At 68.2% G+C, this 22691-nt stretch carries 23 protein-coding genes, 1 tRNA gene and 1 rRNA gene; 12 read left to right on the top strand and 13 right to left on the bottom strand.

All coding sequences use genetic code 11. The features are described 5' to 3' along the window. Nucleotides 1-126 precede the first annotated feature (126 nt). Nucleotides 127-336, bottom strand: a complete 210-nt coding sequence (locus tag ACX80I_RS08985) for a hypothetical protein (protein ID WP_459313803.1) — start codon at nucleotides 334-336, stop codon at nucleotides 127-129. 111 nt (nucleotides 337-447) lie between these two features. Between ACX80I_RS08985 and ACX80I_RS08980 the strand changes: the two genes are divergently transcribed. The 3 genes from ACX80I_RS08980 (at nucleotide 448) to ACX80I_RS08970 (ending at nucleotide 4342) form a co-directional block, all read left to right on the top strand. After that, a complete protein-coding gene (locus ACX80I_RS08980) occupies nucleotides 448-738 on the top strand; it encodes a hypothetical protein (RefSeq protein ID WP_459344776.1) in 291 nt (96 codons plus the stop codon). Next, nucleotides 738-2531, top strand: coding sequence for a thiamine pyrophosphate-requiring protein (locus ACX80I_RS08975; protein ID WP_459344775.1), 1794 nt, complete (start codon nucleotides 738-740; stop codon nucleotides 2529-2531). The genes ACX80I_RS08980 and ACX80I_RS08975 overlap by 1 nt, the downstream gene beginning before the upstream one ends. Nucleotides 2532-2680: 149 nt before the next feature. After that, nucleotides 2681-4342: a catalase gene (locus tag ACX80I_RS08970; protein WP_459344774.1), complete on the top strand. Its 1662-nt coding sequence runs from the start codon at nucleotides 2681-2683 to the stop codon at nucleotides 4340-4342. Between the two features lie 89 nt (nucleotides 4343-4431). Here ACX80I_RS08970 and ACX80I_RS08965 read toward each other — a convergent pair whose 3' ends face one another. The 7 genes from ACX80I_RS08965 to ACX80I_RS08935 all read right to left on the bottom strand — a co-directional run bounded on the left by ACX80I_RS08965 (nucleotide 4432) and on the right by ACX80I_RS08935 (nucleotide 8540). Continuing rightward, on the bottom strand, nucleotides 4432-5478 hold the full coding sequence (locus ACX80I_RS08965; RefSeq protein ID WP_459344773.1) for an NAD(P)-dependent alcohol dehydrogenase: 1047 nt from the start codon (nucleotides 5476-5478) through the stop codon (nucleotides 4432-4434). A gap of 23 nt (nucleotides 5479-5501) precedes the next feature. Next, nucleotides 5502-5915, bottom strand: a complete 414-nt coding sequence (locus ACX80I_RS08960; protein WP_459344772.1) for a (R)-mandelonitrile lyase — start codon at nucleotides 5913-5915, stop codon at nucleotides 5502-5504. Nucleotides 5916-5985: 70 nt separating this feature from the next. Continuing rightward, the gene (locus tag ACX80I_RS08955; RefSeq protein ID WP_459344771.1) at nucleotides 5986-6447 is read right to left on the bottom strand and encodes a MerR family transcriptional regulator; all 462 of its coding nucleotides are present in this window, start codon (nucleotides 6445-6447) and stop codon (nucleotides 5986-5988) included. Nucleotides 6448-6514: 67 nt separating this feature from the next. Then, nucleotides 6515-6787: a hypothetical protein gene (locus tag ACX80I_RS08950; protein WP_459344770.1), complete on the bottom strand. Its 273-nt coding sequence runs from the start codon at nucleotides 6785-6787 to the stop codon at nucleotides 6515-6517. A gap of 124 nt (nucleotides 6788-6911) precedes the next feature. Next, entirely contained in the window at nucleotides 6912-7817 is a 906-nt protein-coding gene (locus ACX80I_RS08945) for an SDR family NAD(P)-dependent oxidoreductase (protein ID WP_459344769.1), read from the bottom strand. A gap of 108 nt (nucleotides 7818-7925) precedes the next feature. Next, complete coding sequence (locus tag ACX80I_RS08940) at nucleotides 7926-8306, bottom strand: hypothetical protein (RefSeq protein ID WP_459344768.1); 381 nt, start codon at nucleotides 8304-8306, stop codon at nucleotides 7926-7928. Nucleotides 8307-8348: 42 nt separating this feature from the next. Beyond that, entirely contained in the window at nucleotides 8349-8540 is a 192-nt protein-coding gene (locus ACX80I_RS08935) for a hypothetical protein (RefSeq protein ID WP_087071546.1), read from the bottom strand. A 105-nt stretch (nucleotides 8541-8645) separates the two neighbouring features. Here ACX80I_RS08935 and ACX80I_RS08930 point away from each other — a divergent pair, with 105 nt between their 5' ends. The 4 genes from ACX80I_RS08930 (at nucleotide 8646) to rsgA (ending at nucleotide 12751) form a co-directional block, all read left to right on the top strand. Then, entirely contained in the window at nucleotides 8646-9149 is a 504-nt protein-coding gene (locus ACX80I_RS08930; RefSeq protein WP_459344767.1) for a metallophosphoesterase family protein, read from the top strand. Between the two features lie 94 nt (nucleotides 9150-9243). Next, nucleotides 9244-10566, top strand: a complete 1323-nt coding sequence (locus ACX80I_RS08925; protein ID WP_459344766.1) for a multidrug effflux MFS transporter — start codon at nucleotides 9244-9246, stop codon at nucleotides 10564-10566. Between the two features lie 126 nt (nucleotides 10567-10692). Then, nucleotides 10693-11430, top strand: a complete 738-nt coding sequence (locus ACX80I_RS08920; protein WP_459344765.1) for a hypothetical protein — start codon at nucleotides 10693-10695, stop codon at nucleotides 11428-11430. Between the two features lie 226 nt (nucleotides 11431-11656). Further along, complete coding sequence (gene rsgA / locus ACX80I_RS08915; protein ID WP_459344764.1) at nucleotides 11657-12751, top strand: ribosome small subunit-dependent GTPase A; 1095 nt, start codon at nucleotides 11657-11659, stop codon at nucleotides 12749-12751. 141 nt (nucleotides 12752-12892) lie between these two features. On the opposite strand, the gene ACX80I_RS08910 is transcribed toward rsgA, so the two are convergent. Further along, a tRNA-Thr gene (locus tag ACX80I_RS08910) sits at nucleotides 12893-12969 on the bottom strand. 291 nt (nucleotides 12970-13260) lie between these two features. Here ACX80I_RS08910 and ACX80I_RS08905 point away from each other — a divergent pair. From ACX80I_RS08905 to ACX80I_RS08890, 4 genes are all read left to right on the top strand, one after another. Continuing rightward, nucleotides 13261-14760: an alpha,alpha-trehalose-phosphate synthase (UDP-forming) gene (locus ACX80I_RS08905; RefSeq protein ID WP_459344763.1), complete on the top strand. Its 1500-nt coding sequence runs from the start codon at nucleotides 13261-13263 to the stop codon at nucleotides 14758-14760. Then, nucleotides 14750-15529 (top strand): trehalose-phosphatase, encoded by a 780-nt coding sequence (gene otsB / locus ACX80I_RS08900; protein WP_459344762.1) that lies wholly within the window; start codon nucleotides 14750-14752, stop codon nucleotides 15527-15529. The genes ACX80I_RS08905 and otsB overlap by 11 nt, the downstream gene beginning before the upstream one ends. 132 nt (nucleotides 15530-15661) lie before the next feature. Continuing rightward, entirely contained in the window at nucleotides 15662-16750 is a 1089-nt protein-coding gene (locus tag ACX80I_RS08895; RefSeq protein ID WP_459344761.1) for an ABC transporter ATP-binding protein, read from the top strand. A 138-nt stretch (nucleotides 16751-16888) separates the two neighbouring features. Beyond that, complete coding sequence (locus ACX80I_RS08890; RefSeq protein ID WP_459344760.1) at nucleotides 16889-18250, top strand: DUF4032 domain-containing protein; 1362 nt, start codon at nucleotides 16889-16891, stop codon at nucleotides 18248-18250. Between the two features lie 64 nt (nucleotides 18251-18314). Here ACX80I_RS08890 and ACX80I_RS08885 read toward each other — a convergent pair whose 3' ends face one another. From ACX80I_RS08885 to ACX80I_RS08875, 3 genes are all read right to left on the bottom strand, one after another. After that, the gene (locus ACX80I_RS08885; protein ID WP_459344759.1) at nucleotides 18315-18869 is read right to left on the bottom strand and encodes a DUF4190 domain-containing protein; all 555 of its coding nucleotides are present in this window, start codon (nucleotides 18867-18869) and stop codon (nucleotides 18315-18317) included. A gap of 76 nt (nucleotides 18870-18945) precedes the next feature. Beyond that, on the bottom strand, nucleotides 18946-20340 hold the full coding sequence (locus ACX80I_RS08880; RefSeq protein ID WP_459344758.1) for an FAD-binding oxidoreductase: 1395 nt from the start codon (nucleotides 20338-20340) through the stop codon (nucleotides 18946-18948). Further along, nucleotides 20337-20807 (bottom strand): SRPBCC family protein, encoded by a 471-nt coding sequence (locus ACX80I_RS08875; RefSeq protein WP_459344757.1) that lies wholly within the window; start codon nucleotides 20805-20807, stop codon nucleotides 20337-20339. Before ACX80I_RS08875 ends, ACX80I_RS08880 begins: the two co-directional genes overlap by 4 nt. 210 nt (nucleotides 20808-21017) lie before the next feature. Here ACX80I_RS08875 and ACX80I_RS08870 point away from each other — a divergent pair, with 210 nt between their 5' ends. Further along, complete coding sequence (locus ACX80I_RS08870) at nucleotides 21018-21905, top strand: class I SAM-dependent methyltransferase (RefSeq protein ID WP_459344756.1); 888 nt, start codon at nucleotides 21018-21020, stop codon at nucleotides 21903-21905. 209 nt (nucleotides 21906-22114) lie between these two features. Here ACX80I_RS08870 and rrf read toward each other — a convergent pair. Then, nucleotides 22115-22231 (bottom strand): 5S ribosomal RNA (gene rrf / locus ACX80I_RS08865). Nucleotides 22232-22691 lie beyond the last annotated feature (460 nt).

The raw sequence follows: 22691 nt of genomic DNA, 5'->3' as shown, positions 1-22691 counted from the left end.
ACCTGCCCGAGGAGGACCTCGTGACAGAGGGAAGCGCCGGTCATCGACCGGCGCTTCCCTCTGTCACGCCCCCGTGCACGGATTGTGCGGGAACACCTCGGACCCTGGGGGATCCCGGGTGACGCGTCAGCGCGTCCCTTCGACGATCTCGCCGAACGGAACCTCCTTGGACGTCTCGGCGCCACGGTCGAGAGCCTGGTTGCTGATGAGGATGCCGTGCTTGCCCTCGGCCACCGACTGCTTCATGACCATCAGGACCGTCTCGGCGAAACCCTCGTCCTGGGCCTCGAGGTAACGGATGTACGCGGGCGGAAAATTCTCGGGAACTGTGAGCATGACCCCACGCTACCCGCCGCCACCCACGCGTGCCGAGTGATTTTCAAGCCCGGCAGCGCACCCGGAAATCCTTCTCAGCCGTGGGTCGAGGGTGATAGACCATGAGGGTACTTGGTATCTCCGGTAGGCCGCCCTCACCGGAGGCCACCACCTCTGACACGACAGGGGAGCCTCCTGACGCACCGACTCATAGATCACGCCCATCTGTTCGAACTGCCCGGCCCCTGGACCACCATCTATGCCGAGGGCAGCACCGGCACGGTGGACGGGCTGGCGAACGACGAGATCCTACCGCGCAGCATCGCCCCAATCTCCCCCTACCCGTCGGGGGCGCTCGAGCAGAAGCCCATCGCTGCCCTCCTGCGCTGGCCGACGGGCCCCGACGTGCCGGCAGCGGTCTAGTGCCGGAGGACACGGCCGACACCGTCGCCGACTTCGTCGTCCGCCACCTCACCGCCTGGCGCGTGGACCGGATCTTCGGTTACAGCGGAGACGGCATCAATCCCCTGCTCGGTGCGCTGCGCCGGGCAGGGGCACCGGCCTTCATCCAGGCGCGCCACGAGGAGGCCGCGGCCTTCATGGCCGTGGCGCACGCCAAGTACACCGGTGGAGTGGGCGTTGTCACGGCCACCCAGGGACCCGGGGCGGTCCACCTGCTCAACGGCCTGTACGACGCGCGCATGGACAGCGTGCCCGTCGTCGCCGTCATCGGGCAGCAGAGCCAGACCGTGCTCGGTTCCGCCTATCAGCAGGAGATCGATCTCCTCAGTCTGTTCAAGGATGTGGCGTCGGAGTTCCGCCAGCAGGTGGCGAGTCCGGAACAGTTGCCCATGGTCCTCGACCGGGCCTTCAAGGCCGCCCTGGCCACGCGGTCACCCGCCGTGGTCATCCTCCCGCACGACGTCCAGCAGGCACCCGCCCCCGAGACGCCGCACGAGCACGGGGTGGTGCCGTCGTCGCCCGTGTGGTCGTTGGGGTGCGTCTCTCCCCGGGAGACCGACCTGCACGACGCCGCCGCCGTCCTGAACGCGGGACGGAAGATCGCGCTGCTCGTCGGGCAGGGCGCGGCCCACGCCCAGCAGGAGGTGCTCGCTGTCGCGGACCGGCTGGGAGCCGGCATCACGACGAGCCTGCTCGGTAAGCCGTATGTCGACGAGTCGCGCCCCTTCGTGACCGGCACCATGGGTCACCTCGGCACGACGGCGAGCGCCCACCTCCTGGACAATTGCGACACCCTGCTGATCGTCGGCTCGAACGACCCGTGGACCGAGTACTACCCGGCACCGGGCCAGGCCCGCGCCGTCCAGATCGACATCGATCCCAAGGCCATCGGCAACCGGTATCCGGTGGAGGTGGCACTGCATGGCGACGCCGCGGAGACTCTCTCCTCACTGCTCGTCCTGCTGCACAGCCAGCAGGACCACGCGTGGCGCGAGGAGGTCGAGGAGCAGGTGCGCCGATGGGACCGGGTATCCACCGAGCGCGCCATGACTCCGGCCGAGCCCGTGAATCCCGAGCGCGTCGTCCATGAGCTCAACGCGATCCTGCCGGCGGATGCGCAGGTCGCGGTCGACGTCGGAAGCTGCGTGTACTGGTACGCGCGGCAGCTCCGGCTACCCCGCGGCGTTCCTGCCCACCTGTCGAGCACGCTCGGGTGCATGGGCGCGGGCGTCCCCTACGGCATCGCCGCGAAGCTCGCCCGCCCCGGCCGTCCCGTCGTCGTCCTCGCAGGGGACGGCGCGATGCAGATGGCAGGGCTCGCAGAACTCGTGACCGTCGCGAAGCTGTGGCGCGACTGGGCTGATCCCCGCTTCGTGGTGTGCGTCTTCTCCAACCGGGACCTCGCGGAGGTCTCCTGGGAGCAGCGGGAGATGGAGGGCGAGCCCCGCTTCGAGGCCAGCCAGGCCCTGCCCGACGTCGACTGCGCCGCCCATGCGCAGCTGCTCGGCCTCGATGGCGTCCGCGTGACGGACCCGGACGACCTCGCCGGTGCCTGGCAACGGGCCTTCTCGGCGGACCGGCCGTTCGTCCTCGACGTCGTCGCCGACCCGGACGTACCGCTGCTGCCCCCGTTCCCGGCAGGCGCGGCGAAACTCGATCCCATCCGCGGAGCACTGGAGGCGGAACCGGCGGGCAGCGCCGCGGGCCTCGTGCAGCGCTATGCGGACATCGAGGAGGGCACGGGTTCGTCATAGGACCTGCCCCTACCCTCCGCCGCCTCGCTCTTCCACCGATCGGCCACCCGATTCCTTCGATTGCTGTCCATCCGGCCCTTGGGTAGCGTCGGAACCCGGCGTGGGCCCCCGCGCCGCTCGAGAAGATCAGAGCCTGTGAGGAGAACTGCATGACCGATGTCGCCAGCCAGCCGCCCGCCGAAGGTGATGACCGCGCCGTCCTGACCAACCGGCAGGGCCACCAGGTCTACGACAACCAGAACTCCCGGACCGTGGGCGCCCGCGGCCCCGCCACGCTGGAGAACTACCAGTTCCTCGAGAAGATCAGCCATTTCGACCGGGAGCGGATCCCGGAGCGCGTCGTCCACGCCCGCGGGTTCGTCGCCTACGGCGAGTTCGAGGCGACCGGGATGTGGGGCGAGGAGCCGATCGCCGCTTACACCCGCGCGAAGCTGTTCTCCGAGCCCGGGAAGAAGACCGACGTCGCCATCCGCTTCTCGACCGTCATCGGCGGACGCGACTCCTCCGAGGCAGCCCGTGACCCGCGCGGCTTCGCCGTGAAGTTCTACACGGAGGACGGCAACTGGGACCTGGTGGGCAACAACCTCGCGGTGTTCTTCATCCGCGACGCCATCAAGTTCCCCGACGTCATCCACTCCCTCAAGCCGGATCCGGTCACGTTCCGGCAGGACCCGGCCCGCATCTTCGACTTCATGTCGCAGACACCGGAGTCGATGCACATGCTGGTGAACCTCTTCAGCCCCCGCGGCATCCCGGCGGACTACCGCTCCATGCAGGGCTTCGGGGTGAACACCTACAAGTGGATCAACGCCGACGGGAACTCGAAACTGGTCAAGTACACGTGGCAGCCGCACCAGGGCGTGAAGAGCCTGACCGAGGAGGACGCCGCCAACATCCAGGCGACCGACCTCGGGCATGCCTCCAGGAACCTCTACGAGGCCATCGAGCGCGGCGACTACCCGAGGTGGGACCTGTACGTGCAGCTGATGGACGACGGCGACCACCCCGAGCTGGACTTCGATCCGCTCGATGACACGAAGACCTGGCCGGAACAGGACTTCGAGCCGAAACTCGTCGGCACCATGACGCTCAATCGGAACGTCACGGACCACCACAACGAGAACGAGCAGATCTCCTTCGGTACGGGTGTTCTCGTCGACGGGCTCGACTTCTCGGACGACAAGATGCTCGTGGGCCGTACCTTCAGCTACAGCGACACGCAGCGCTACCGCGTGGGTCCGAACTACCTGCAGCTACCGGTGAACTCCGCGAAGAACGCCGCCGTGCACACCAACCAGCGCGGCGGGCAGATGTCCTTCGGGACGGACCTCGCGCCGGCGCAGAACCCGCACGTCAACTACGAGCCGTCCATCACGGGTGGGCTCCGCGAGGGACAGTACCCGACGCACGACGAGCAGGGGCCGGAGATCTCCGGGCGCCTGACGCGCAAGCGCATCCCGCTGACCAACGACTACCTGCAGGCGGGCCAGCGGTACCAGTTGCTCGAGCAGTGGGAGAAGGACGACCTCGTCGCCAACTTCGTGACCCTGATCGGGCAGGCGGCCCGCGCCGTGCAGGAACGCATGGTGTGGCACTTCTACCTCGTCGACGACGAACTCGGAGCCCGCGTCGGGGAAGGACTCGGCATCGGCCTCGCCGACGTCAAGGACCTGCCTCCGCTCGCCAGCCAGACGCTCTCCGAGGACGAACTGGCCCGCCTGAAGAACCTGGGCAACAATGGCCCCCGCAACGTCGAGGGCCTGACCATGACCCACTGCGTGCCCAACGAGCACGTCGTCGTGAGCCGCTAGGCGGGTCAGGCCCGGCTAAGCGCGGCGCACGGGTGTGCCCGGACCGGGGCGGGAAGGCTCAGCATCCCGCCCCGGTCCGGGTTCGGCCCCTAGGCGAAGGTGGCGGCGTCGATGACGAAGCGGTAGCGGACGTCCGAGGCGAGGACGCGCTCGTAGGCGTCGTTGATCTTCCCGGCAGGGATGACCTCGATCTCGGAACCGATGCCGTTCCGGGCGCAGAAGTCGAGCATCTCCTGCGTCTCGGCGATGCCGCCGATCATGGAGCCGGCGAACGAGCGGCGACCGCCGATGAGCGCCATCGCGTTCACCGGCAGCGGCTCGGCAGGCGCACCGACGTTGACCAGGGCGCCGCCGACCGTCAGGAGTCCCAGGAAGGCGCTGATGTCGATCTGCGCGCTGACCGTGTTGATGATGAGATCGAACGAGCCGGCCAGGTCGCTGAACGTGGTCTCGTCGCTGGTGGCATAGTAGTGGTCCGCGCCCAGCCGCAGGCCGTCCTCCTGCTTCTTGAGGGACTGCGAGAGGACGGTGACCTCGGCGCCCATGGCGTGCGCGATCTTGACGGCCATGTGGCCGAGACCGCCGAGGCCGACGACGGCGACCTTCTTGCCGGGGCCGGCGCCCCAGCGGTGCAGGGGCGAGTAGGTGGTGATGCCGGCGCAGAGCAGGGGTGCGGCGACGTCGAGCTCGATGCCCTCGGGGATCCCCAGCACGAAGTCCTCGGTGACGACGACGTGGGTGGAGTAGCCGCCCTGGGTGACGGTCCCGTCGCGGTCGGTGGCGCCGTAGGTGCCCACCATCCCGTTGACGCAGTACTGCTCGTCGCCCACGGTGCAGTTCTTGCACTCCCCGCAGGAGTTCACCATGCAGCCGACGCCGACCCGGTCGCCGACAGCGTGCCTGGTCACCTCGGAACCGACCTCCGCGACGATGCCCGCGATCTCGTGCCCGGGCACCAGGGGGTAGGGCTGCGGCCCCCAGTCCCCGCGCACGGTGTGGATGTCGGAGTGGCAGATGCCGGCGTACTTGATCTCGATCAGGACGTCGTGGGGACCGACGTCGCGGCGTTCGATGGTGGTGGGGACGAGCTCTTCGTCGGCGGAGGGTGAGGCGTAGGCGTGGACTGTGGTGGTCATGGGTTTTCTCCTTCGAGGGGCGTTCAGTTGGTGGATGCGGCCGGCCGGCCGTAGTCCTGGTCGGTGACGTGCTCGCCCCACGTCACGACCTGGCCCTGGTCGTCCGCTTCATGGATGGCGATGTGGGCCATGAAGCGGTCGGCGGTGGCGCCGTGCCAGTGCTCTTCGTGGGGTTCGATGTAGACGACGTCGCCCGGGCGGATCTCCTGCACGGCTCCGCCGCGGCGGGCGACGTAGCCGATGCCGTCGGTGACGTAGAGCGTCTGGCCCTTGGGGTGGGTGTGCCAGGCGGTGCGGGCGCCCGGGCTGAACCGGACATGGGCGCAGCCGACCGCCGACTGCTCGTCGGGGGTGCGCACGCCGTCGATGTGGACCGTGCCCGTGAACCAGGCCTCCGGTCCCACCGTGCTCTGGCCGCCGCTCTGGGTGTACTTCATCGTTCGTGCCTTCCTTCGTGGGGGCGCGCCCGACCTGCGGACCATGCGGTCCGCAGGGGGCGCGTGGTGTCTACCGCTTCTTGGTCTTCTTGAGGTCGTCCGCCAGGGAACGTGCCTCGTCCGACAGCTGTGCGGCCCTGGTCTCCTCGCCGGCCCGGACGGCCTGCCAGTAGTCGATCTTCAGAGCGACGTAGCGCCTCCGCAGGGCGATCGCCCTCGCTTCGACGGCCAGTTGTTCCTGCTGGGCCTTCAGCAGCTCGATCTGCTCCAGGGCGGCGGCCGCCCCGAGTGCCCCGTTCCCGATGTAGCGGCGCATGTCACTCACGGACATCCCCGTCGCACTCAGGCAGGAGACCCAGGTCAACAGATCCAGATCCTCCGTCGTGTAGACCCGGTGCTTGCTGCTTGCGCCGCGGCCGATCGGGGTGATCACCCCGATCGATTCGTAGTAGCGCAACGTACTGGCGGGCAGCCCCGTCAGCGCCGCCGCTTCCTTGATCGTGTACGTTTTCCGGATGCTCGGTGCGCTCACACCCTCAACGATAGGAACTTCAAGTACTTGAAGACAACCGCCTCTGCCGACAGCGGGGATGGACCTTCTAGCGCCGGCGCCTCTCCGCTGCGTGTCGCCCCAACTCCGCGACGGCGGCGGCGGCGATCACGAGGGAGAGCGCCACGATGGCGAGCATGACGTAGAGCAGCACGAGGATGGTCATCGGCGAGGCGGCGGTGTGCAGGATGCGCAGCCCGCCGAGCAGCCCCACGGCCCAGAAGATCCCTACTCCCGCGAGCGCATACGCTGCCCGCTTCCGACCGCGATCGAACCCCATTCCCCGGGCGCACTGTGCCAGGAGGCCCTGCCATTGATCCATACCTCCACTATGGAGGGGCCCCCACAGTGCGGCGCCAGCACGTTCTATCGTGTCGCTCACATTGACAGTGGCAGGAGTACATGCTTGAGGCGGAAGATGCTGGTGTTCCTTCGGATGTCTCCCGTCAGCGCCCAGGGGTGCGCCGAAGCCAGGGCAGGATCCGCCAGCCACCCGTGACACCGGTGACTTTCGGGTCCGCCTCGAACAGGTTGCCGGGTGCGGGCGGCAGGAATCCCTTCTTCAGCGCCAGTGCACGGTAGGCGACGGCCACCGCCGGTTCGTACACGGCGGGCGCCACTGCCCGTGCATACACGAAGATCGACTGGATCCGGCCCACCTGCGTGAGCCGGCGGGGCCGGCGGGAGACCCGGACGATCGCCCGGGCCACCCTGACCGGATCCACGACCGGCGGCAGAGGACGGACGGGGCGCCCGGTGTAGTTCGCGGCGTGCTGATGGATGGGGGTGTCGATCGTCGCAGGAAGGACCGCGCAGACATGGATGTCCGGCGCATCCCGCGTCTCCATGCGGAGTACTTCGAGGAACCCGAGGAGCCCGAACTTGCTGGTGACGTAGGGACTCACCAGGGGCGAGGTGATGCGGGAGTACATCGAGGCCACGGACACCAGCACTCCCCTGCCCTGCCGACGGAAGACACGCAGGGCAGCACGCGCTCCGTACACCTGGCCCAGCAGGTTGACCTCGATGATCCGGTCGAACACCTCCGACGGCGTCTGCTCGAAGGTCCCGAAGCTGTACAGGGAGGCATTGCCCACCCAGACATCGATCCTGCCGAAATGCCGGACGGCCGCGTCTGCGAGCCGATCGACGTCGCCCTCGGACCCAACGTCCGTGGGCACCGCCAGAACCGCCGCACCCCTGTCCCGGCATTCCGCCGCGACGGCCTCGAGCGTGTCGGCGTCCCGGCCGGCGAGGACGAGCCTCGCACCGTCCTCGGCGAAGAGGCGTGCCGTCGCCCGTCCGATTCCACTCGACGCGCCCGTGATGACCACGGTCACTGCTGCATTCATCCTGTCAGCCTCTCCTCGACCCGGCCGCCCGGCCTCTTCCCCGGTCCCCGCGCGCGAAGGGAGCCCCCGCGAGGAGAGCTCCCTGTGCACGTTCCGGTCGACGCCTGGTCACCGACCTCCGCGCGGATCCTTGTCCTGAGTGACATCGGGGTCCAGCTCGTCCGCAGCCTGGATGTGGTGCGTCACCTTCTCGCGCAGCCCCTGCGCGTCGGTCTGCCGCGCCTGGGCCTGCTGGCGGAGACGCTCGGCCTCGACCTCGGCCCGCTGCGCCTCGGCTTCGGCCATTGCGGCCTTCGCTTCGCGCTCGCGCGCCTCGAGTTCCGTGTTCTTGGCCTTCTCGCGCATCTCGGCGGCACGTTGCCGGTCCTGCTCCTGCTGTCGTCTGCGCTGCGCGTCGCCCCGCTTCCGGGCCAGGAATGCCACCACGGCAAGAATCGCCAGGAGGACGATGATCCCGACGATGATCCACACCACTTGACTCGTATCCATTGCTGACTCCTTCACTCATCGGCGCTTCTGCGCCGGATCCGCCTAGCCGCCGAAGCCGCCCAGGCCGGGGATCTTGCCCAGCAGGTCCTTCGGGTTGATGCCGAACTTGGCGAGGAGATCCGAGTGCTGCTCCGGATCCACCTGGTCGGGGAGCTCGGACTGCGCCTGGTCGGCGTCGCCGTCCTTGCCCTGGCTCTTCAGCAGGTCGATGATCTGCGACTTGTCAATCTGCATGCTGCCTCCTCGTGGAACCACGCCCATTAGTAAGCGTGCTTATGGAAGCATGGCATAGGGCCCCGGACTTGTCACGGGTGCCCCGGGACACCGGACAATGGCTCCATGTCCCTCACCCTGACGCTCCTGGCCGACACGCATCTGCCCAAGCGCGCGAAGGAACTCCCCGCCGAGGTGTGGGCCGCGGTCGAGTCGTCCGACGTCGTCGTGCACGCCGGGGACTGGACCGATGCCTCCCTGCTGGACGATCTGGAAGCCCGCGCCGGCCGCCTTCTCGCGTGCTACGGGAACAACGACGGCGCCGACCTGCGAGCGCGCCTTCCCCTCGTCGCCCGGGCGAAGCTCGACGGCGTGCGCCTCGCCGTGGTCCACGAGACAGGGCAGAAGCAGGGGAGGGAAGCCCGCATGGCCGCGCTCTATCCCGACGTCGACGTCCTGGTGTTCGGGCACAGCCACATACCGTGGGATACAGGCACCGGCACGGGATTGCGCCTGTTGAACCCGGGTTCCCCCACGGACCGGCGCCGCCAGCCTTTCTGCACCTACATGACGGCGGTCATCGACGGCAGTGGGCTCCAGGCCGAGCTGCACCGGCTACCTCCCCGGTAACTGCGGATCGTCTCCCTGTCCAGCAGTACCGGGGAACGAAATCACCGCCCTTCACATATGTTCGTCAGGTCAACAAATCGCCTAGGGTTTCAGGGTGAGTACCGCGAGGACAGACGGCAGGACCGACCGGCGATCGAGTATCAAATACATCCTGATGCTCGGTGCGCTCGCTGCGCTGCCGGCCGTCACCACCGACATGTACCTGCCATCGCTGCCGACGGTCGCCGAAGAGCTCGATGCGACGCAGGCGGCCGTGCAGTTCACCATGTCCGGGATGCTGATCGGCGCGGGCGTCGGCCAGTTGGTCATCGGGCCGTTCTCCGACCGGTTCGGGCGACGGCTACCGCTCCTCATCGGCATCTCACTCCATGTCGTGACCTCGATCCTCTGCTCCCTCACTCCGGACATCGGTACGCTGATCGCGCTCCGCGTCTGCCAGGGCTTCTTCAACGCAGCAGCGTCGGTCGTGGCGATCGCCGTCATCCGGGACCGCTTCGTGGGATCGGACGCCGCGAGACTGCTGTCCCGGTTGATGCTCGTCATCGGGGTGGCCCCGCTCTTCGCACCGACGGTCGGGCAGGCCATCGCCGGGGCCTGGCACTGGAGAGCCGTGTTCTACGCTCTCGCGCTCATCGGCCTGGCCCTCGTCCTGATCGTCTGGCGCTTCATGCCGGAGTCCCTCCCACCGGCACAGCGCCGCCCCGGCAATCCCCGGGAGGTTGCGCGCGGCTACCTGTCCCTGCTCCGCGACCGGCGCTTCATGGCGCTCGCGGTGGTGCCCGGTCTCGGGCTCGCCGTCATCATGAGCTACGTCGTCGGTTCGCCCTTCGTGTTCCAGAACGAGTACGGCCTCAGCCAGGGTCAGTTCGCGGTGGTGTTCGCGCTCAACGGCGTCGCCCTCGTCGGCTCGGCCCAACTGAACGCGGCCCTCGTGCGTCGTGCGGCCCCCATCCGGGTGCTGCGGATCGCGGTGCTGGTGCAGATGGGCTGCGCGCTCGCCCTCCTCGCGATCGTGCTTACCGGGCTCGGGGGCATCGCGGGGCTCATGGTGGGGCTCTGGCTCGTCCTCGGGATGCAGGGGCTGACCGCCGCGAACGCCTCGGTACTCGCGCTGCACAACTACGGGCACATGGCCGGTACGGCAGCGGCCGTCATCGGGTCCCTGCAGTCGGGCGTAGCCGGGCTCGTCAGCCCGTTCGTCGGCCTCCTCGGGGGTGATTCGGTGGCCATGGTGTGCGTGATGCTCGCAGCGGTGTTCCTCACCCTGCTGGTCCTGGTGACGGGAACACCGACGTACCGCAAGGGCGGGTGGCGCGAACTCGACAGCATGGAACCCGGGGCGACGACGTCGGACGCTGACACCGAGCAGCGCCAGGCCGAACAGGTGGAGGCGCAGGGCCCGGACCAGCGCAGCTGACGCGCAGGGCCAGCGCAGATCTGGCACATGATCAGCCCGAGTGCCGCTTTTTCCGCCGGCCCGCGGGGTTCCGGACGGTACACTGGCCGACGCAGGCAGAGGGCCTGTCGAAGACCCGGGAGTCCCTTGAGCAAGCATCTGAACCGGACCGTGTCCGCCGCCGCCATCGTTCTGCTCGGCGGCCTCACCTTCGGCGCGCTGCCCGCCCAGGCCGAGGACTGCACCGTCGGTGACGGTACGAAGAAGTGCCAGAACGAGGTTGCTAATCGTCCCACGCCGGGTCCTCAGCCCCCGGCTCCAGTTGCCACCCCGACACCTACGCCCACGGTGGCCCCGACGGTGGCCCCGACGGTGGCCCCGACGGTGGCCCCCACGTCCCCGCCCGCCACGACACCTGCACCTGCACCTGCACCGACGGAGGAGCCCACCCTGGCCCCCGTCCCGGTTCCACCTCCCGCTCCCGAGCCCTCCCCGGCACCGGTGCAGATTCTCCCGGCCCCTGCTCCCGTGCCGGTGCCGCCCGTGGAGCAGGCCGTGCCGGAAGTCCTCCTGCCGCCGGTTCCCGAGGTCCTGCCGGACATCGTGGAGGCGCCGATCGAAGAGGCCACCGCGACCCCGAAGGCTACGAGGACTCCTACCCCATCGCCGACGCCGTCGGCTGCGGCGACGACGCAGGCCCCCGCGTCAGCGTCAGCCGAAGCCAGCCCGGAGGCTGTGGCCCTCGAGCGCACCGAGACGCGCAGGGGACCGAACGTCCCGCTGCTCGCCCTGCTCTCCGTCGTCATCATCGGCTGCATCGCCGGACTCGTGCAGGTCATCGGGCTCCCGAGGAAGGCCGTCGTCCTCCCGAAGGGGAGGCATTAGGGGTCCGGGCATTCTTGCCCAGGCGGGCCTGTTCGCACCGCCTGCGCCGTGGGTACCATGGAAATCCATCGGCCCGTCGGGCCGGACGGAAGGTTCACGAGGAGGTGGAGTCATGAAGAAGGCCATCGTCGCCGCGTTCTGCGCCGCACACGCCCCCATGAATCCCGCCTCCCCTGCATCCACGCGCTAGCCGTGCCCTGCGGGAGGCTTCCGCAGAGGATCCCCCGTGAACACTCTTACGCAGTACGGCTTCACCGACCCCATCGACGCTCTCTTCACCGCCCACTTCCCGCCCCCGTCCGGTGCGCGGCCCGCACGGGTGATCCGCACGGACCGCGGACGCGTCCTGCTCGCATCCCAGGACGGGCTGCTCCACCTCGACAGTGACCGCCTCGACAGTGACCGCCTCGACGGTGACAGCGCGCTCGTCACCGGCGACTGGGTGGCCACCGCGGGCGGACACCCGGCCGCCGGCGGTGATACCGTCCTCGGTCTCCTGCCCCGCTTCTCCCTGCTCAGGCGCAAGCGGGCGCATGACCCGCTGTCCGAGGCGCAGCTGCTCGGCGCCAACATGGACCTCGTGGGCGTCGTCGTGCCCCTGGACAGGCCCCTGTCGACCAATCGACTCGAACGCACCCTCGTGGCGGCCCGGGGCTCCGGCGCCCTTCCGGTCGTGATCCTGACGAAGGCCGACCTGAGTACCCGCTTCGATGACGTCGTCGCCGAGACGATCGACCGGGCGCGCGGCGTCGAGGTGGTCACCACCTCCGCCGAAGCGTCCGACGGGCTCGACGAACTCCGGGGGCGGATCGGCCCCGGGCAGACGATGGCGCTGCTCGGGCCCTCGGGCGCGGGCAAGTCGAGCCTGGTCAACGCCCTCCTCTGCAGTTCCCGCCAGGGAACGGGCCCGGTCCGGGCGGGTGACGGAAAGGGCCGGCATACGACGACCGCCCGCGAACTGGTCCCGCTGGGAGACGGCGCCGTCGTCATGGACACACCAGGGCTGCGTGGCTTCGCGCTGTGGGACGCCGAGGACGGACTGACGGACGTCTTCACCGACGTCGAGGGGCTCTTCCCCGGCTGCCGTTTCAGGAACTGCGCCCATGACAGCGAGCCCGGCTGCGCGGTCCGGGCGGCCATCGAGACCGGCGCCCTGCCGGAGCGGCGCTGGCAGAGTTACCGCACGATGGAGCGGGAACTCGCGGCCCTTCACCGGCGGCAGGAAGCGGCGAACCGACGACACTCCACCAGATCCGTCCGGCCGGCCAGGGATGTGGCTCCGGCGAAGGACTACCGGCGCCTGGTCGGAGAAGGCGGGTGAGAACCGGGGCTTTCCCCTGCACGTTTCGGGAAGCACGTGCCGAAACCCCAAGTGACCACCCGGGCGGGACCCCGCGGCGGGGGCCCGCCGCGACATGAAATACCCCTCCTGACGGGTATTCACCGGTCGGGAGGGGTTTGGTGGAGCCCCCTGTCGGATTCGAACCGACGACCCCCGCTTTACAAGAGCGGTGCTCTGGCCAACTGAGCTAAGGAGGCGTGCTGGCCGGGCCAGCGGCGCCGTCGTACCCGCCGCTCCAGGAGGCAGCAGGAATCGACGCTGAGCGCTCAATAAGGGTAGCCCAGCCGCGGCAGCGCGGGAAATCAGGCACGCCGCCTCCCGTTCGGCCGGCAGCCGGGCGATCCCGCGTCGTCCCCGTCCTCCGGCGTGCCGGTTCCGGGCCACCATGTCCACCGGGCGATCGGGCTGTGGCCCCGCCTTCGAGTGCTGGAGCGCCGGACCCGCGGAGGCACGAACCGATAGAGTCAGGTCAGAGACCACCTACTGCCATGGAGCCCGTTTTGAGCGCAGCACAACCTTCGACCACAACCGGCGTCAAACCCACCTTCTCGGCGGACGGCCAGTTCGGGGATTTCGACTTCATCGTCGTCTCCAACCGGCTTGCTGTGGACCGCGTCGTCGACGAGCACGGCGAAAGCTCCTGGCGGCGATCGCCCGGGGGCCTCGTCACCGCGCTCGCGCCGGTCATGGCGAAGGCCGACGGCGCCTGGGTCGGCTGGCACGGCGCCCCCGACGAGACGCTCGAGCCCTTCGACGAGGCGAACATGCGCCTGGTCCCCGTGCCGCTCAGCGAGGAGGAGGTGGAGCTGTACTACGAGGGCTTCTCCAACGCCACGCTGTGGCCGCTCTACCACGACGTGATCGCATCGCCGGAGTTCCACCGCACCTGGTGGGACTCGTATCGGAAGGTCAACGAGCGCTTCGCGGAGGCTACGGCGTCCGTGGCTGCAGAGGGCGCCACGGTGTGGGTGCAGGACTACCAGCTGCAACTCGTGCCCCGGATGCTGCGGCAGGCCCGCCCCGACCTGAAGATCGGCTTCTTCAACCACATCCCGTTCCCGCCGCTGGAGATCTACGCGCAACTCCCGTGGCGCCGGCAGGTCATCGAGGGACTCCTCGGCGCCGACCTCATCGGGTTCCAGCGCCCGAGTGACGCCAGCAACTTCCTCCGCTGCGTGCGACGCTTCAAGGGCTACACCATCAAGGCCCAGCAGGTGCAGATCCCCGAGGACGACGACGGCACTCCCGCCTACGTCTCACGCGCAGAAGCGTTCCCCATCTCCATCGACACGGCGTCGATCACAGAGCTGGCGCAGCGCCCCGACGTCATCGAGCGATCGAGGGAGATCCGGCGCGAGCTGGGCGACCCCCAGCACATCCTGCTCGGCGTGGACCGCCTCGACTACACGAAGGGAATCGGCCATCGGCTCAAGGCCTACGGCGAACTGCTCGAGGACGGCGCCATCACGGTGGAGGACGCCGCCCTCATCCAGGTCGCCAGCCCGAGCCGCGAGCGCGTGGAGCAGTACCGGCTCCTGCGCGAGGACATCGAGGGCGCGGTCGGCCGCATCAACGGCACGCACGACACCATGAAGAACACGGCCATCCGCTACCTGCACCACAGCTACCCGGTCGAGGAGATGGTGGCTCTGTACCTGGCGGCCGACGTCATGCTCGTCACGGCGCTGCGCGACGGCATGAACCTCGTGGCCAAGGAATACGTGGCGGCCCGCACCGGCAATACGGGCATGCTCGTCCTCAGCGAGTTCGCGGGCGCGGCGGACACCCTCCGCCAGGCGATCCTCGTCAATCCGCACGACATCGACGGCCTGAAGAGCGCGATCGTCTCGGCGATCACCATGCCGAAGACGGAGGCCATGCGGCGGATGCGGCTCATGCGCCGCCAGGTCGTCCACAACGACGTCGAACGCTGGTCGCAGGCATTCCTCAATGCCCTCCACTCCGGAGGCCCCGGTCATGGCGCTTGACGCGGACCTCCAGAACGCGCTGCGTGCCCTGGCCGCGACACCGCGACTGCTGGTCGCGCTCGATTTCGACGGCACGCTCGCCCCGCTGGTGGAGCGGGCCGAAGATGCGCGGGCCCTTCCGGCGTCCGCGGAGGCCGTCCGCGCCCTGGCCGGTCTTCCCGATACGACGACGGCGCTGATCTCCGGGCGTGCCCTCGGCAGCCTGCGGACGGTCGCGGACCCGCCGGCGGACACCCTGCTGATCGGGAGCCATGGCGCCGAGACCTGGACCGGGCCAGACGGCGCGCCCCTTGCGCTGACACCGGAGCAGGAGGACCTCCGGGCACGGGCAGTCGACGTCATCGAACGGGTCGTCGCCACTCACGAGGGGACACGTATCGAGTTCAAGCCGGCCGGCGTCGTCCTCCACACGCGGACGGCGGCCGACGACGTCGCCGACTCCGCCGTCTCCGCAGCCCGGGCGGAACTCTCGCGGATAGAGGGTCTCAGCGTGACCGACGGCAAGCGCGTCCTCGAGATCTCGGTGATCACAGCGGACAAGGGACAGGGGCTCGCGCTGCTGAGGGAGGCCGCCGGGGCGACGGCGGTCCTCTTCGCAGGTGACGATGTCACGGACGAACACGCCCAGCGGACACTCGGTCCGAACGACGTCGGCATCCGGATCGGCCCCGGAGACACTGCCGCGTCCTTCACCGTCGCGACACCGGAAGACTTCACCGAGGTCCTCCAGGAACTCGTGGCGTTACGGTCATCAGGTGCGCGCAGCTAGGGAACGTGTCATACTACGGGGGCGTGACCAAGGCCACCGGTACTGGTGGCTGGGCGCGCGCCACAACTGAATACTCTTCCATTCACTACGGATCGTCGGGCACGTACCTGCCCGTGAAAAGGAACCAAAACCATGGCAACGGTAACGTTTGACCAGGCCACGCGCCTGTACCCGGGCACCGAGAAGCCCGCTGTCGACAAGCTGAACATCGACATCGCCGACGGCGAATTCCTCGTCCTCGTTGGACCCTCCGGTTGCGGAAAGTCCACCTCCCTGCGGATGCTCGCAGGCCTCGAAGACGTCAACTCAGGACGCATCCTCATCGGTGACCGTGACGTCACGGATGTCCCCCCGAAGGATCGCGACATCGCGATGGTCTTCCAGAACTACGCGCTCTACCCGCACATGTCGGTCGCCGACAACATGGGCTTCGCGCTCAAGATCGCCGGCGTCTCGAAGGAAGAGCGTGCCGAGCGCGTCCGCGAGGCCGCAAAGCTCCTCGACCTCGAGAACTACCTGGACCGCAAGCCGAAGGCACTCTCCGGTGGCCAGCGCCAGCGTGTCGCCATGGGTCGTGCGATCGTCCGTAACCCGCAGGTCTTCCTCATGGACGAGCCGCTGTCCAACCTGGATGCCAAGCTCCGTGTGCAGACCCGCACCCAGATAGCCTCGCTGACACGGCGCCTCGGCGTCACGACGGTCTACGTGACACACGACCAGGTCGAGGCAATGACCATGGGTGACCGCGTCGCGGTCCTCAAGGACGGCATCCTCCAGCAGGTCGACACTCCCCGGAACCTCTACGAGCGCCCCAGGAACGTCTTCGTCGCAGGATTCATCGGCAGCCCCGCGATGAACCTCCTGGAACTGCCGGTAGCTGACGGCGGCGTCCTCTTCGGCGGTATCACCTACCCCGTCCGCAGCGACATCCTGAACGCCGCTGCAGGCAACACCGTCACGCTCGGTGTCCGCCCCGAGGACCTCGTCCTCAGCAGCCCGGGTGAGGGCCTGCAGGTCGAGGTCGACGTCGTCGAGGAGCTCGGCGCCGACGCCTACATCTACGGCCACACCACGCTCGACGGCAAGAACCACGACATGGTGGCTCGCGTCGACGGCCGCCGCCCACCCATGAAGGGTGACACGGTCTTCGTCCGTCCCGAGCAGGGCCACGTGCACCTGTTCGACACCTCCACGGGTGAGCGCCTGGCCGAGACGGTCTAGCGTCCCCGCGCACTACGTACGACGACGGCGGTGGCTCCGCCGGACATCCCTGGATGTCCGGCGGACGCCACCGCTTCGTTTAACGGCAACTACGCTTGATCCAGGATCCATCTCCCGCCCTGATACGAAGGCAGCACCATGACAGAGACCTCGAACGCCCAGTGGCATGACGAGCCCACCGACTACGACCAGGCGGGCAAGCTGCCGAGACTGCGGCCCGCTTCCTCGGAGGCCCCGAGTCTCGGGTCCCTGAACATCACCGCAGCAGCGACCGACTCCGAGCTGCTCGACCTCCCCTGGCACATCGCCCTCGAGCAGTGGCCCGCCAGCGCCCTCGCGGCACTTCCCCGCGGCATCTCCCGGCACATCGTGCGCTTCGCTCACCTCGGCGGCTCCGTCATCGCGGTCAAGGAGACCAGCGAGCATATCGCCCGCCACGAGTACCACATGCTCCGGAAACTCCAGCGGCTGGACGTGCCCTGCGTCGAGCCCGTCGCCGTGATCTCCGGCCGCACCACGCCCGAAGGCGAGGAGCTCGATCCTGTCCTGGTCACGCGGCACCTCAAGTTCTCGCTCCCCTACCGGGCACTGTTCTCGCAGACGCTTCGGCGCGACACCCTGACCCGGCTCATCGACGCCCAGGCACTGCTCCTTGTCCGTCTCCACCTCATCGGCTTCTACTGGGGCGATGTCTCGCTGTCGAACACTCTGTTCCGCCGTGACGCAGGATCCTTCGCCGCCTATCTCGTCGACGCCGAGACCGGCGAGCTGTACCCGGAGCTGTCGACCGGGCAGCGAGAATACGACCTCGAGATCGCCCGCGTGAACATCGCCGGCGAGCTGATGGACCTCGCCGAGGGCGGACTCATCGAGGAGAAGGTCGATCCGCTCGCGACGAGCGAGCTGATCATGGACAGCTACCGCCGGCTCTGGACCGAGCTCACCGAGAAGGAGTCGTTCGAACTCGGCGAGCGGTGGCGTGTCGGCGCACGCATCCGCCGGCTCAACGAGCTCGGATTCGACGTCGAGGAGTACGCGATCAAGACGGCGGCGAACGGCACCCAGATCCAGCTGCAGCCCAAGGTCGTCGACGCCGGACACCATAGTCGCCGGCTCCTCCGCCTGACCGGACTGGACGCACAGGAGAACCAGGCGCGGCGCCTCCTGAACGACATGGACGCCTACCGCGCGGACAACAACCCCACCCTCGATGAGGAGTTCAGTGCCCACCTCTGGGTGAACGAGGTCTTCGAACCCATCGTCCGCGCCGTCCCGCGCGAGCTGGGCGGAAAGCTCGAGCCTGCGGAGGTCGTGCACGAGGTGCTGGAGCACCGCTGGTACATGTCGGAGCGTGAGGACCGGAACGTACCCATGGCGGAAGCCGTGCAGTCATATCTCGACGACGAATTGCGGCACCGTCGCGACGAGGCGGCGATCATGCTGACGGCCGACGCCAAGACCATCGGGATCGACGAGGACTCGGAGTACGGCGACAACTAGGGGGCAAAAGGAAGGACCGGCGGTCCTGAGGCCGCCGGTCCTTCCGCTTGCTGTGCGCCGATCGCTACGGGCAGGTGACGGTCTGGCCCTGCACGGTGACCTGTGTGCCCGAAGGAACCCCCTGGCATGCTTCCGCCGCTTCCTGGATGAGTGGGGCGGCCGCGGCGATGAGCCCGATGATCAGGATCAGACTGATGGTGAAAAGCGCACCGACGATGATGCCGGCCAGCGCGAACCCGTTGCCCATCCTGGCACGCCGGGATTTCACGAAGGCCACGATGCTGATGATCAGGCCCACCGGGGCGATCAGGATGGCCAGGATGAATCCGATGATACCCAGCGTCCTGCCCGGATTCTCCGCGGGCTGGCCCTGATAGCCCTGCTGGCCGGGATAGTTCCCCGCGCCTGAGCCGTACTGCCCCTGCTGGCCGTAGGGCGAGGGGCTCTGGCCGTACTGCGGCTGGTTCTGACCGTACTGCGGCGGATTCTGGCCGTACTGGGGCTGGTTCTGACCGTACTGCGGCGGATTCTGGCCGTACTGGGGCTGGTTCTGCCCGTACTGCGGCGGATTCTGGCCGTAGGGCGAGTTGCCCTGCGATTCCGGATTGTTGTCAGACATGGCGCCCCCAAGGGAAGAAATGGAAAAGTGACGGAATTCCGGCAATTTCCTGAACATTATCACTGGGCTGATGCACCTACCCGGAGCTGGAGGGCAACGATCGTGGGACGATTGCCTTGCCTGGATTCAGGATGCCGTGGGGGTCGAAGACCTGCTTGACACGCGCCTGCAGTTCCAGGATCTCAGGCGACTGCTCCCATGAGAGCCACCGGCGCTTGTACTGACCCACGCCGTGCTCTCCCGTGATCGTCCCGCCGAGGTCGAGGGCACACCGGACCGATTCATCCAGCGCTTCCTCCAGCCACTCCTGCGCCCGCTCGCCTTCACCGCGGTCCACCCAGAAGGTGGGATGGAGGTTGCCATCCCCTGCATGCGCAACGACTTTCAGCCGAACGTCGTGCCGGGCAGCCATGGCCTCCAACTCCGCGACATAGCGCACCAGCTGCGATTTCGGTACGGCGACGTCCTCCCCCACCCTGTAGAGATCGTCGACCTCGTCGCCGCGGCTGTGCCGCCTCAGATCGACGAGCCGGTCGGCTTCCTCGGATCCCTCGTCGCTGACGCTCGCCCCCAACCCGACGAGCGCCGCGCGGATCGCTTCCGCTTCGGCCGCAGCTCCGTATCCATCGGTCCGGATGAGGAGGAGCGAACCGCCGCGCCGGCGGAGGTCGGACCCGTGGGCCCCGTCCAGTGCCTCGAGCGTCCTGCCGTCGAGCAGTTCGAGGATAGCGGGCTGTACCCGGGCACGACCGATGGCGAGCACACCCGCGGCGGCCGCCGGGAAACTGTCGAAGAATGCCGCCAGGGTACGCACGGTGCGCGGCAGGTAGCGAAGGCGCACCGTGATGCCGACGATGACGCCGAGCGTTCCCTCGGACCCGGTCATCAGTGCGGTCAGGTCATAGCCGGCCACACCCTTGAACGTCCGGTGCCCGGTGGACACGAGGGTCCCGTCCGCGAGCACGACGTCGAGTGCGAGGACCGAGTCACGCGTCACGCCGTACTTCGCGCAGCGGAGGCCACCGGCGTTCGTCGCAACGTTTCCGCCGATCGTGGACCAGCGGTAGCTTGCGGGATCCGGGGCGTACATCAGTCCGTGCTCCGCGACAGCGGCGTTGAGGTCGGCGTTGATGACACCGGGCTCGACGACGGCGGTCTCGTCGTCGGGGTTGACCTCCACGATCCTGTTCATGAGTTCCAATGACAGGATCACGCTGCCCTCGGTCGCGTGAGCACCGCCCGAGAGACCGGACCCAGCGCCTCGGCTGACGACGGGGACACCATGCCGTGTTGCCCATCCGAGGACTGCCTGGACGTCCTCGACGGACTGCGCCCGGATCACCGCGCGCGGAAGGATCGTCTGCACAACGGGGCCCTGGTCACGCGAGTAGTCGGTCAGGTCGGCCGGTGACGTCGACACCCGTCCCGGCAGTCCTGCTGCCAGTTCATCGATAGCTGCCTCGCTGATCATGATCCCCCCATGAAGCGCCGATAACGGGCGAGTGCCTCGGGCCAGAACTCCTGGTAGAAGTCGTAGATGGCTTGCGGGTCGGCCGTGGTCCACCCGGTATGAGTCAGTCTCAGTGTGGTGGCGTCCTGCCCGCCCGTTATCTCCAGCCGCACCACCGTTGTCGAAGCCGACCCTGCATGCTTCCACCTCAGTTCGAGCCACTCCCCCGGCCGGCCCCCGGTCACTTCGCCCCACACGTTCTCGTCATCCTGCGCGGAAGTCTCGACCAGGGCGTTGTCCTCCAGGTCGAAGAAACTGTTGTCTCCCCAGCGGCTCAACTCCCCGGCCGGCCACCACAGGTGGAGGTGTTCCGTCAGGCCCGCCCAGGCATGATCAGCCGGGGTGGGCACGGACACCGTCGTCCGTAGGTCCGGCCTCTCGCCGGGGACGTCGGGAGCGGCGGAAGGATGCGAGAACAATCCAGTCATGATCCGACACTACCGCTGCCGATGGCCAGTACGGTCCCGGTCGGCCGGGCTGGACCCGGCCGGCTACCATCCGATCCCGTGCGGCCGCCCCGAGGCACGACCGGCCGCACTCCGGCATACCGACCGCCGGAGTATTCGGTGCCTCGTGCCGGGGCGGGTGTCCCAGCCGAGGCCTTCCGATCGCAGGGATCAGCGTTGTAGTGTGATGGCGTGATCGTCCCGGATGTCCCTCAGGACGCCGTGGCGGTCGCGGATCACTACGACGATCTGGATCCGATCTATCGTCGGGTGTGGGGCGAGCACGTCCATCACGGGCTATGGGCGACGGGTCGCGAGACGCCGGCCGACGCCGTCGAGGCATTGGTCGATACCGTCGGTGATCGGCTGCACCTCAAGCCGGGCGAGGCGTGCGCCGACATCGGCTGCGGCTACGGCTCCACCGCGCGGCAACTCGCGGTGACACGCGGCGTCGGCGTGACCGGCATGACGCTGTCCGCCGAGCAGGCCGAGTATGCCGCTGCGCACCCCGTACCCGACGTGGACATCCATCTCCGCGACTGGCTCTCCAACGGGCTTCCCGATGCCTCGGTCGATGCCGCGTGGGCGATCGAATCGAGCGAGCACATGGTCGACAAGCTCCAGTTCTTCGCCGAAGCGCACCGCGTGTTGTCGCCCGGCGGCCGTTTCGTCGTCTGCGCGTGGCTCGCCGAGACCGATGCCGGCCGTTGGAAGATTCGCCACCTGCTCGAGCCGATCTGCCGCGAAGGGCGCCTGCCTTCGATGGGCACTCGCGAGGAATACGAGGCGATGGCGCTGGCGGCGGGCTTTACGATCGCCGACTACGAAGATGTCAGCCACCGCGTCGCGCGCACCTGGACAATCTGCGGACGTCGACTCGTGAAGGCCTTGCTCGTCGATCGTGAAATCCGTCGCCTCGCCTTCCGCTCACGCAATCGCATCTCCGTCCTGATCTTCCCCCGCCTGATCCTGGCCTACCGCACCGGCGCGATGCGTTACGGAATCTTCACGCTGTCGAAGGCGAGGGAGGACGGGGCCCGTCGCGAACCCGGCGACCCGACGCAGCAGGAGAGCGCCTGATCCTCAGCACTTTGATGGCGGGCCCCTCGCAGGCCCGGCCTTGCCCGGACGCGTCACGCAGGGCCTGGGCTGATGCCAGCCGGATTCCGGGCCTGTGCGGCCCGGCATCCGCGTGCCGGCGGGTGCTGGTGGTGTGCCGGCCGGGGTGGTGTGGTTTAAGTGGGGAAGGCCCCGCACCTGGTGGTGCGGGGCCTTCCCGTTGAATGGTTGTCCGGCGGTGTCCTACTCTCCCACACTCTCTCGGGTGCAGTACCATCGGCGCTGTGGGTCTTAGCTTCCGGGTTCGGAATGGGACCGGGCGTTTCCCCCACGCTATGACCGCCGTAACCCTTGCTACCTGACGCACCGTGTGTGCCCCGCGTGTTCGCGGGGGTGGTGGTGCCGGTAAATCTGTGGGTTACATCCGTCGTGCTGGATGTAAATGTGGGCTCTGTTCAGCCCGGTATTGAGTTATGCCACCGGTCGCCCCGGTCCGTCCTGTGCCGGTCCTGGTGGGGACTGGCGCGGGTGGTTCGGTGCTGGTGGTGGTGGTTCCTGTTGTTGGTTGGGAACCGCATAGTGGACGCGTAGCATGTGTGATCTTCACCCTCCCTGGTTCCGCCTGGGGTGTCCGGGAACTGTCACGAGGGTGCCCGTTGCCGGGTGTCTTCGTGGGTTCCTGTCCGCCCGTGGGTGGGGGTGGGTGTGTGGTGTAAGTTATCGGCTTATTAGTACCGGTCAGCTTCACAGGTCTTTCGTCCCTGCTTCCACATCCGGCCTATCAACCCAGTGGTCTGGCTGGGGGCC

Source organism: Arthrobacter rhamnosi, assembly GCF_054510855.1.
The sequence above is the reverse complement of the archived record's forward strand: the minus strand, read 5'-3'. Positions and strand labels throughout refer to the sequence as shown.

What these genes read in the sequence shown, in the direction of transcription:
- ACX80I_RS08940 (WP_459344768.1), bottom strand. Translation starts at nt 8,306, where the DNA reads ATGGATACGAGTCAAGTGGTGTGGATCATCGTCGGGATCATCGTCCTC.
- ACX80I_RS08965 (WP_459344773.1), bottom strand. Translation starts at nt 5,478, where the DNA reads ATGACCACCACAGTCCACGCCTACGCCTCACCCTCCGCCGACGAAGAG.
- ACX80I_RS08905 (WP_459344763.1), top strand. Translation starts at nt 13,261, where the DNA reads ATGGAGCCCGTTTTGAGCGCAGCACAACCTTCGACCACAACCGGCGTC.
- ACX80I_RS08895 (WP_459344761.1), top strand. Translation starts at nt 15,662, where the DNA reads ATGGCAACGGTAACGTTTGACCAGGCCACGCGCCTGTACCCGGGCACC.
- ACX80I_RS08945 (WP_459344769.1), bottom strand. Translation starts at nt 7,817, where the DNA reads ATGAATGCAGCAGTGACCGTGGTCATCACGGGCGCGTCGAGTGGAATC.
- ACX80I_RS08970 (WP_459344774.1), top strand. Translation starts at nt 2,681, where the DNA reads ATGACCGATGTCGCCAGCCAGCCGCCCGCCGAAGGTGATGACCGCGCC.
- ACX80I_RS08960 (WP_459344772.1), bottom strand. Translation starts at nt 5,915, where the DNA reads ATGAAGTACACCCAGAGCGGCGGCCAGAGCACGGTGGGACCGGAGGCC.
- ACX80I_RS08985 (WP_459313803.1), bottom strand. Translation starts at nt 336, where the DNA reads ATGCTCACAGTTCCCGAGAATTTTCCGCCCGCGTACATCCGTTACCTC.
- ACX80I_RS08885 (WP_459344759.1), bottom strand. Translation starts at nt 18,869, where the DNA reads ATGTCTGACAACAATCCGGAATCGCAGGGCAACTCGCCCTACGGCCAG.
- ACX80I_RS08930 (WP_459344767.1), top strand. Translation starts at nt 8,646, where the DNA reads ATGTCCCTCACCCTGACGCTCCTGGCCGACACGCATCTGCCCAAGCGC.
- ACX80I_RS08880 (WP_459344758.1), bottom strand. Translation starts at nt 20,340, where the DNA reads ATGATCAGCGAGGCAGCTATCGATGAACTGGCAGCAGGACTGCCGGGA.
- ACX80I_RS08935 (WP_087071546.1), bottom strand. Translation starts at nt 8,540, where the DNA reads ATGCAGATTGACAAGTCGCAGATCATCGACCTGCTGAAGAGCCAGGGC.
- ACX80I_RS08875 (WP_459344757.1), bottom strand. Translation starts at nt 20,807, where the DNA reads ATGACTGGATTGTTCTCGCATCCTTCCGCCGCTCCCGACGTCCCCGGC.
- ACX80I_RS08890 (WP_459344760.1), top strand. Translation starts at nt 16,889, where the DNA reads ATGACAGAGACCTCGAACGCCCAGTGGCATGACGAGCCCACCGACTAC.
- ACX80I_RS08950 (WP_459344770.1), bottom strand. Translation starts at nt 6,787, where the DNA reads ATGGATCAATGGCAGGGCCTCCTGGCACAGTGCGCCCGGGGAATGGGG.
- otsB (WP_459344762.1), top strand. Translation starts at nt 14,750, where the DNA reads ATGGCGCTTGACGCGGACCTCCAGAACGCGCTGCGTGCCCTGGCCGCG.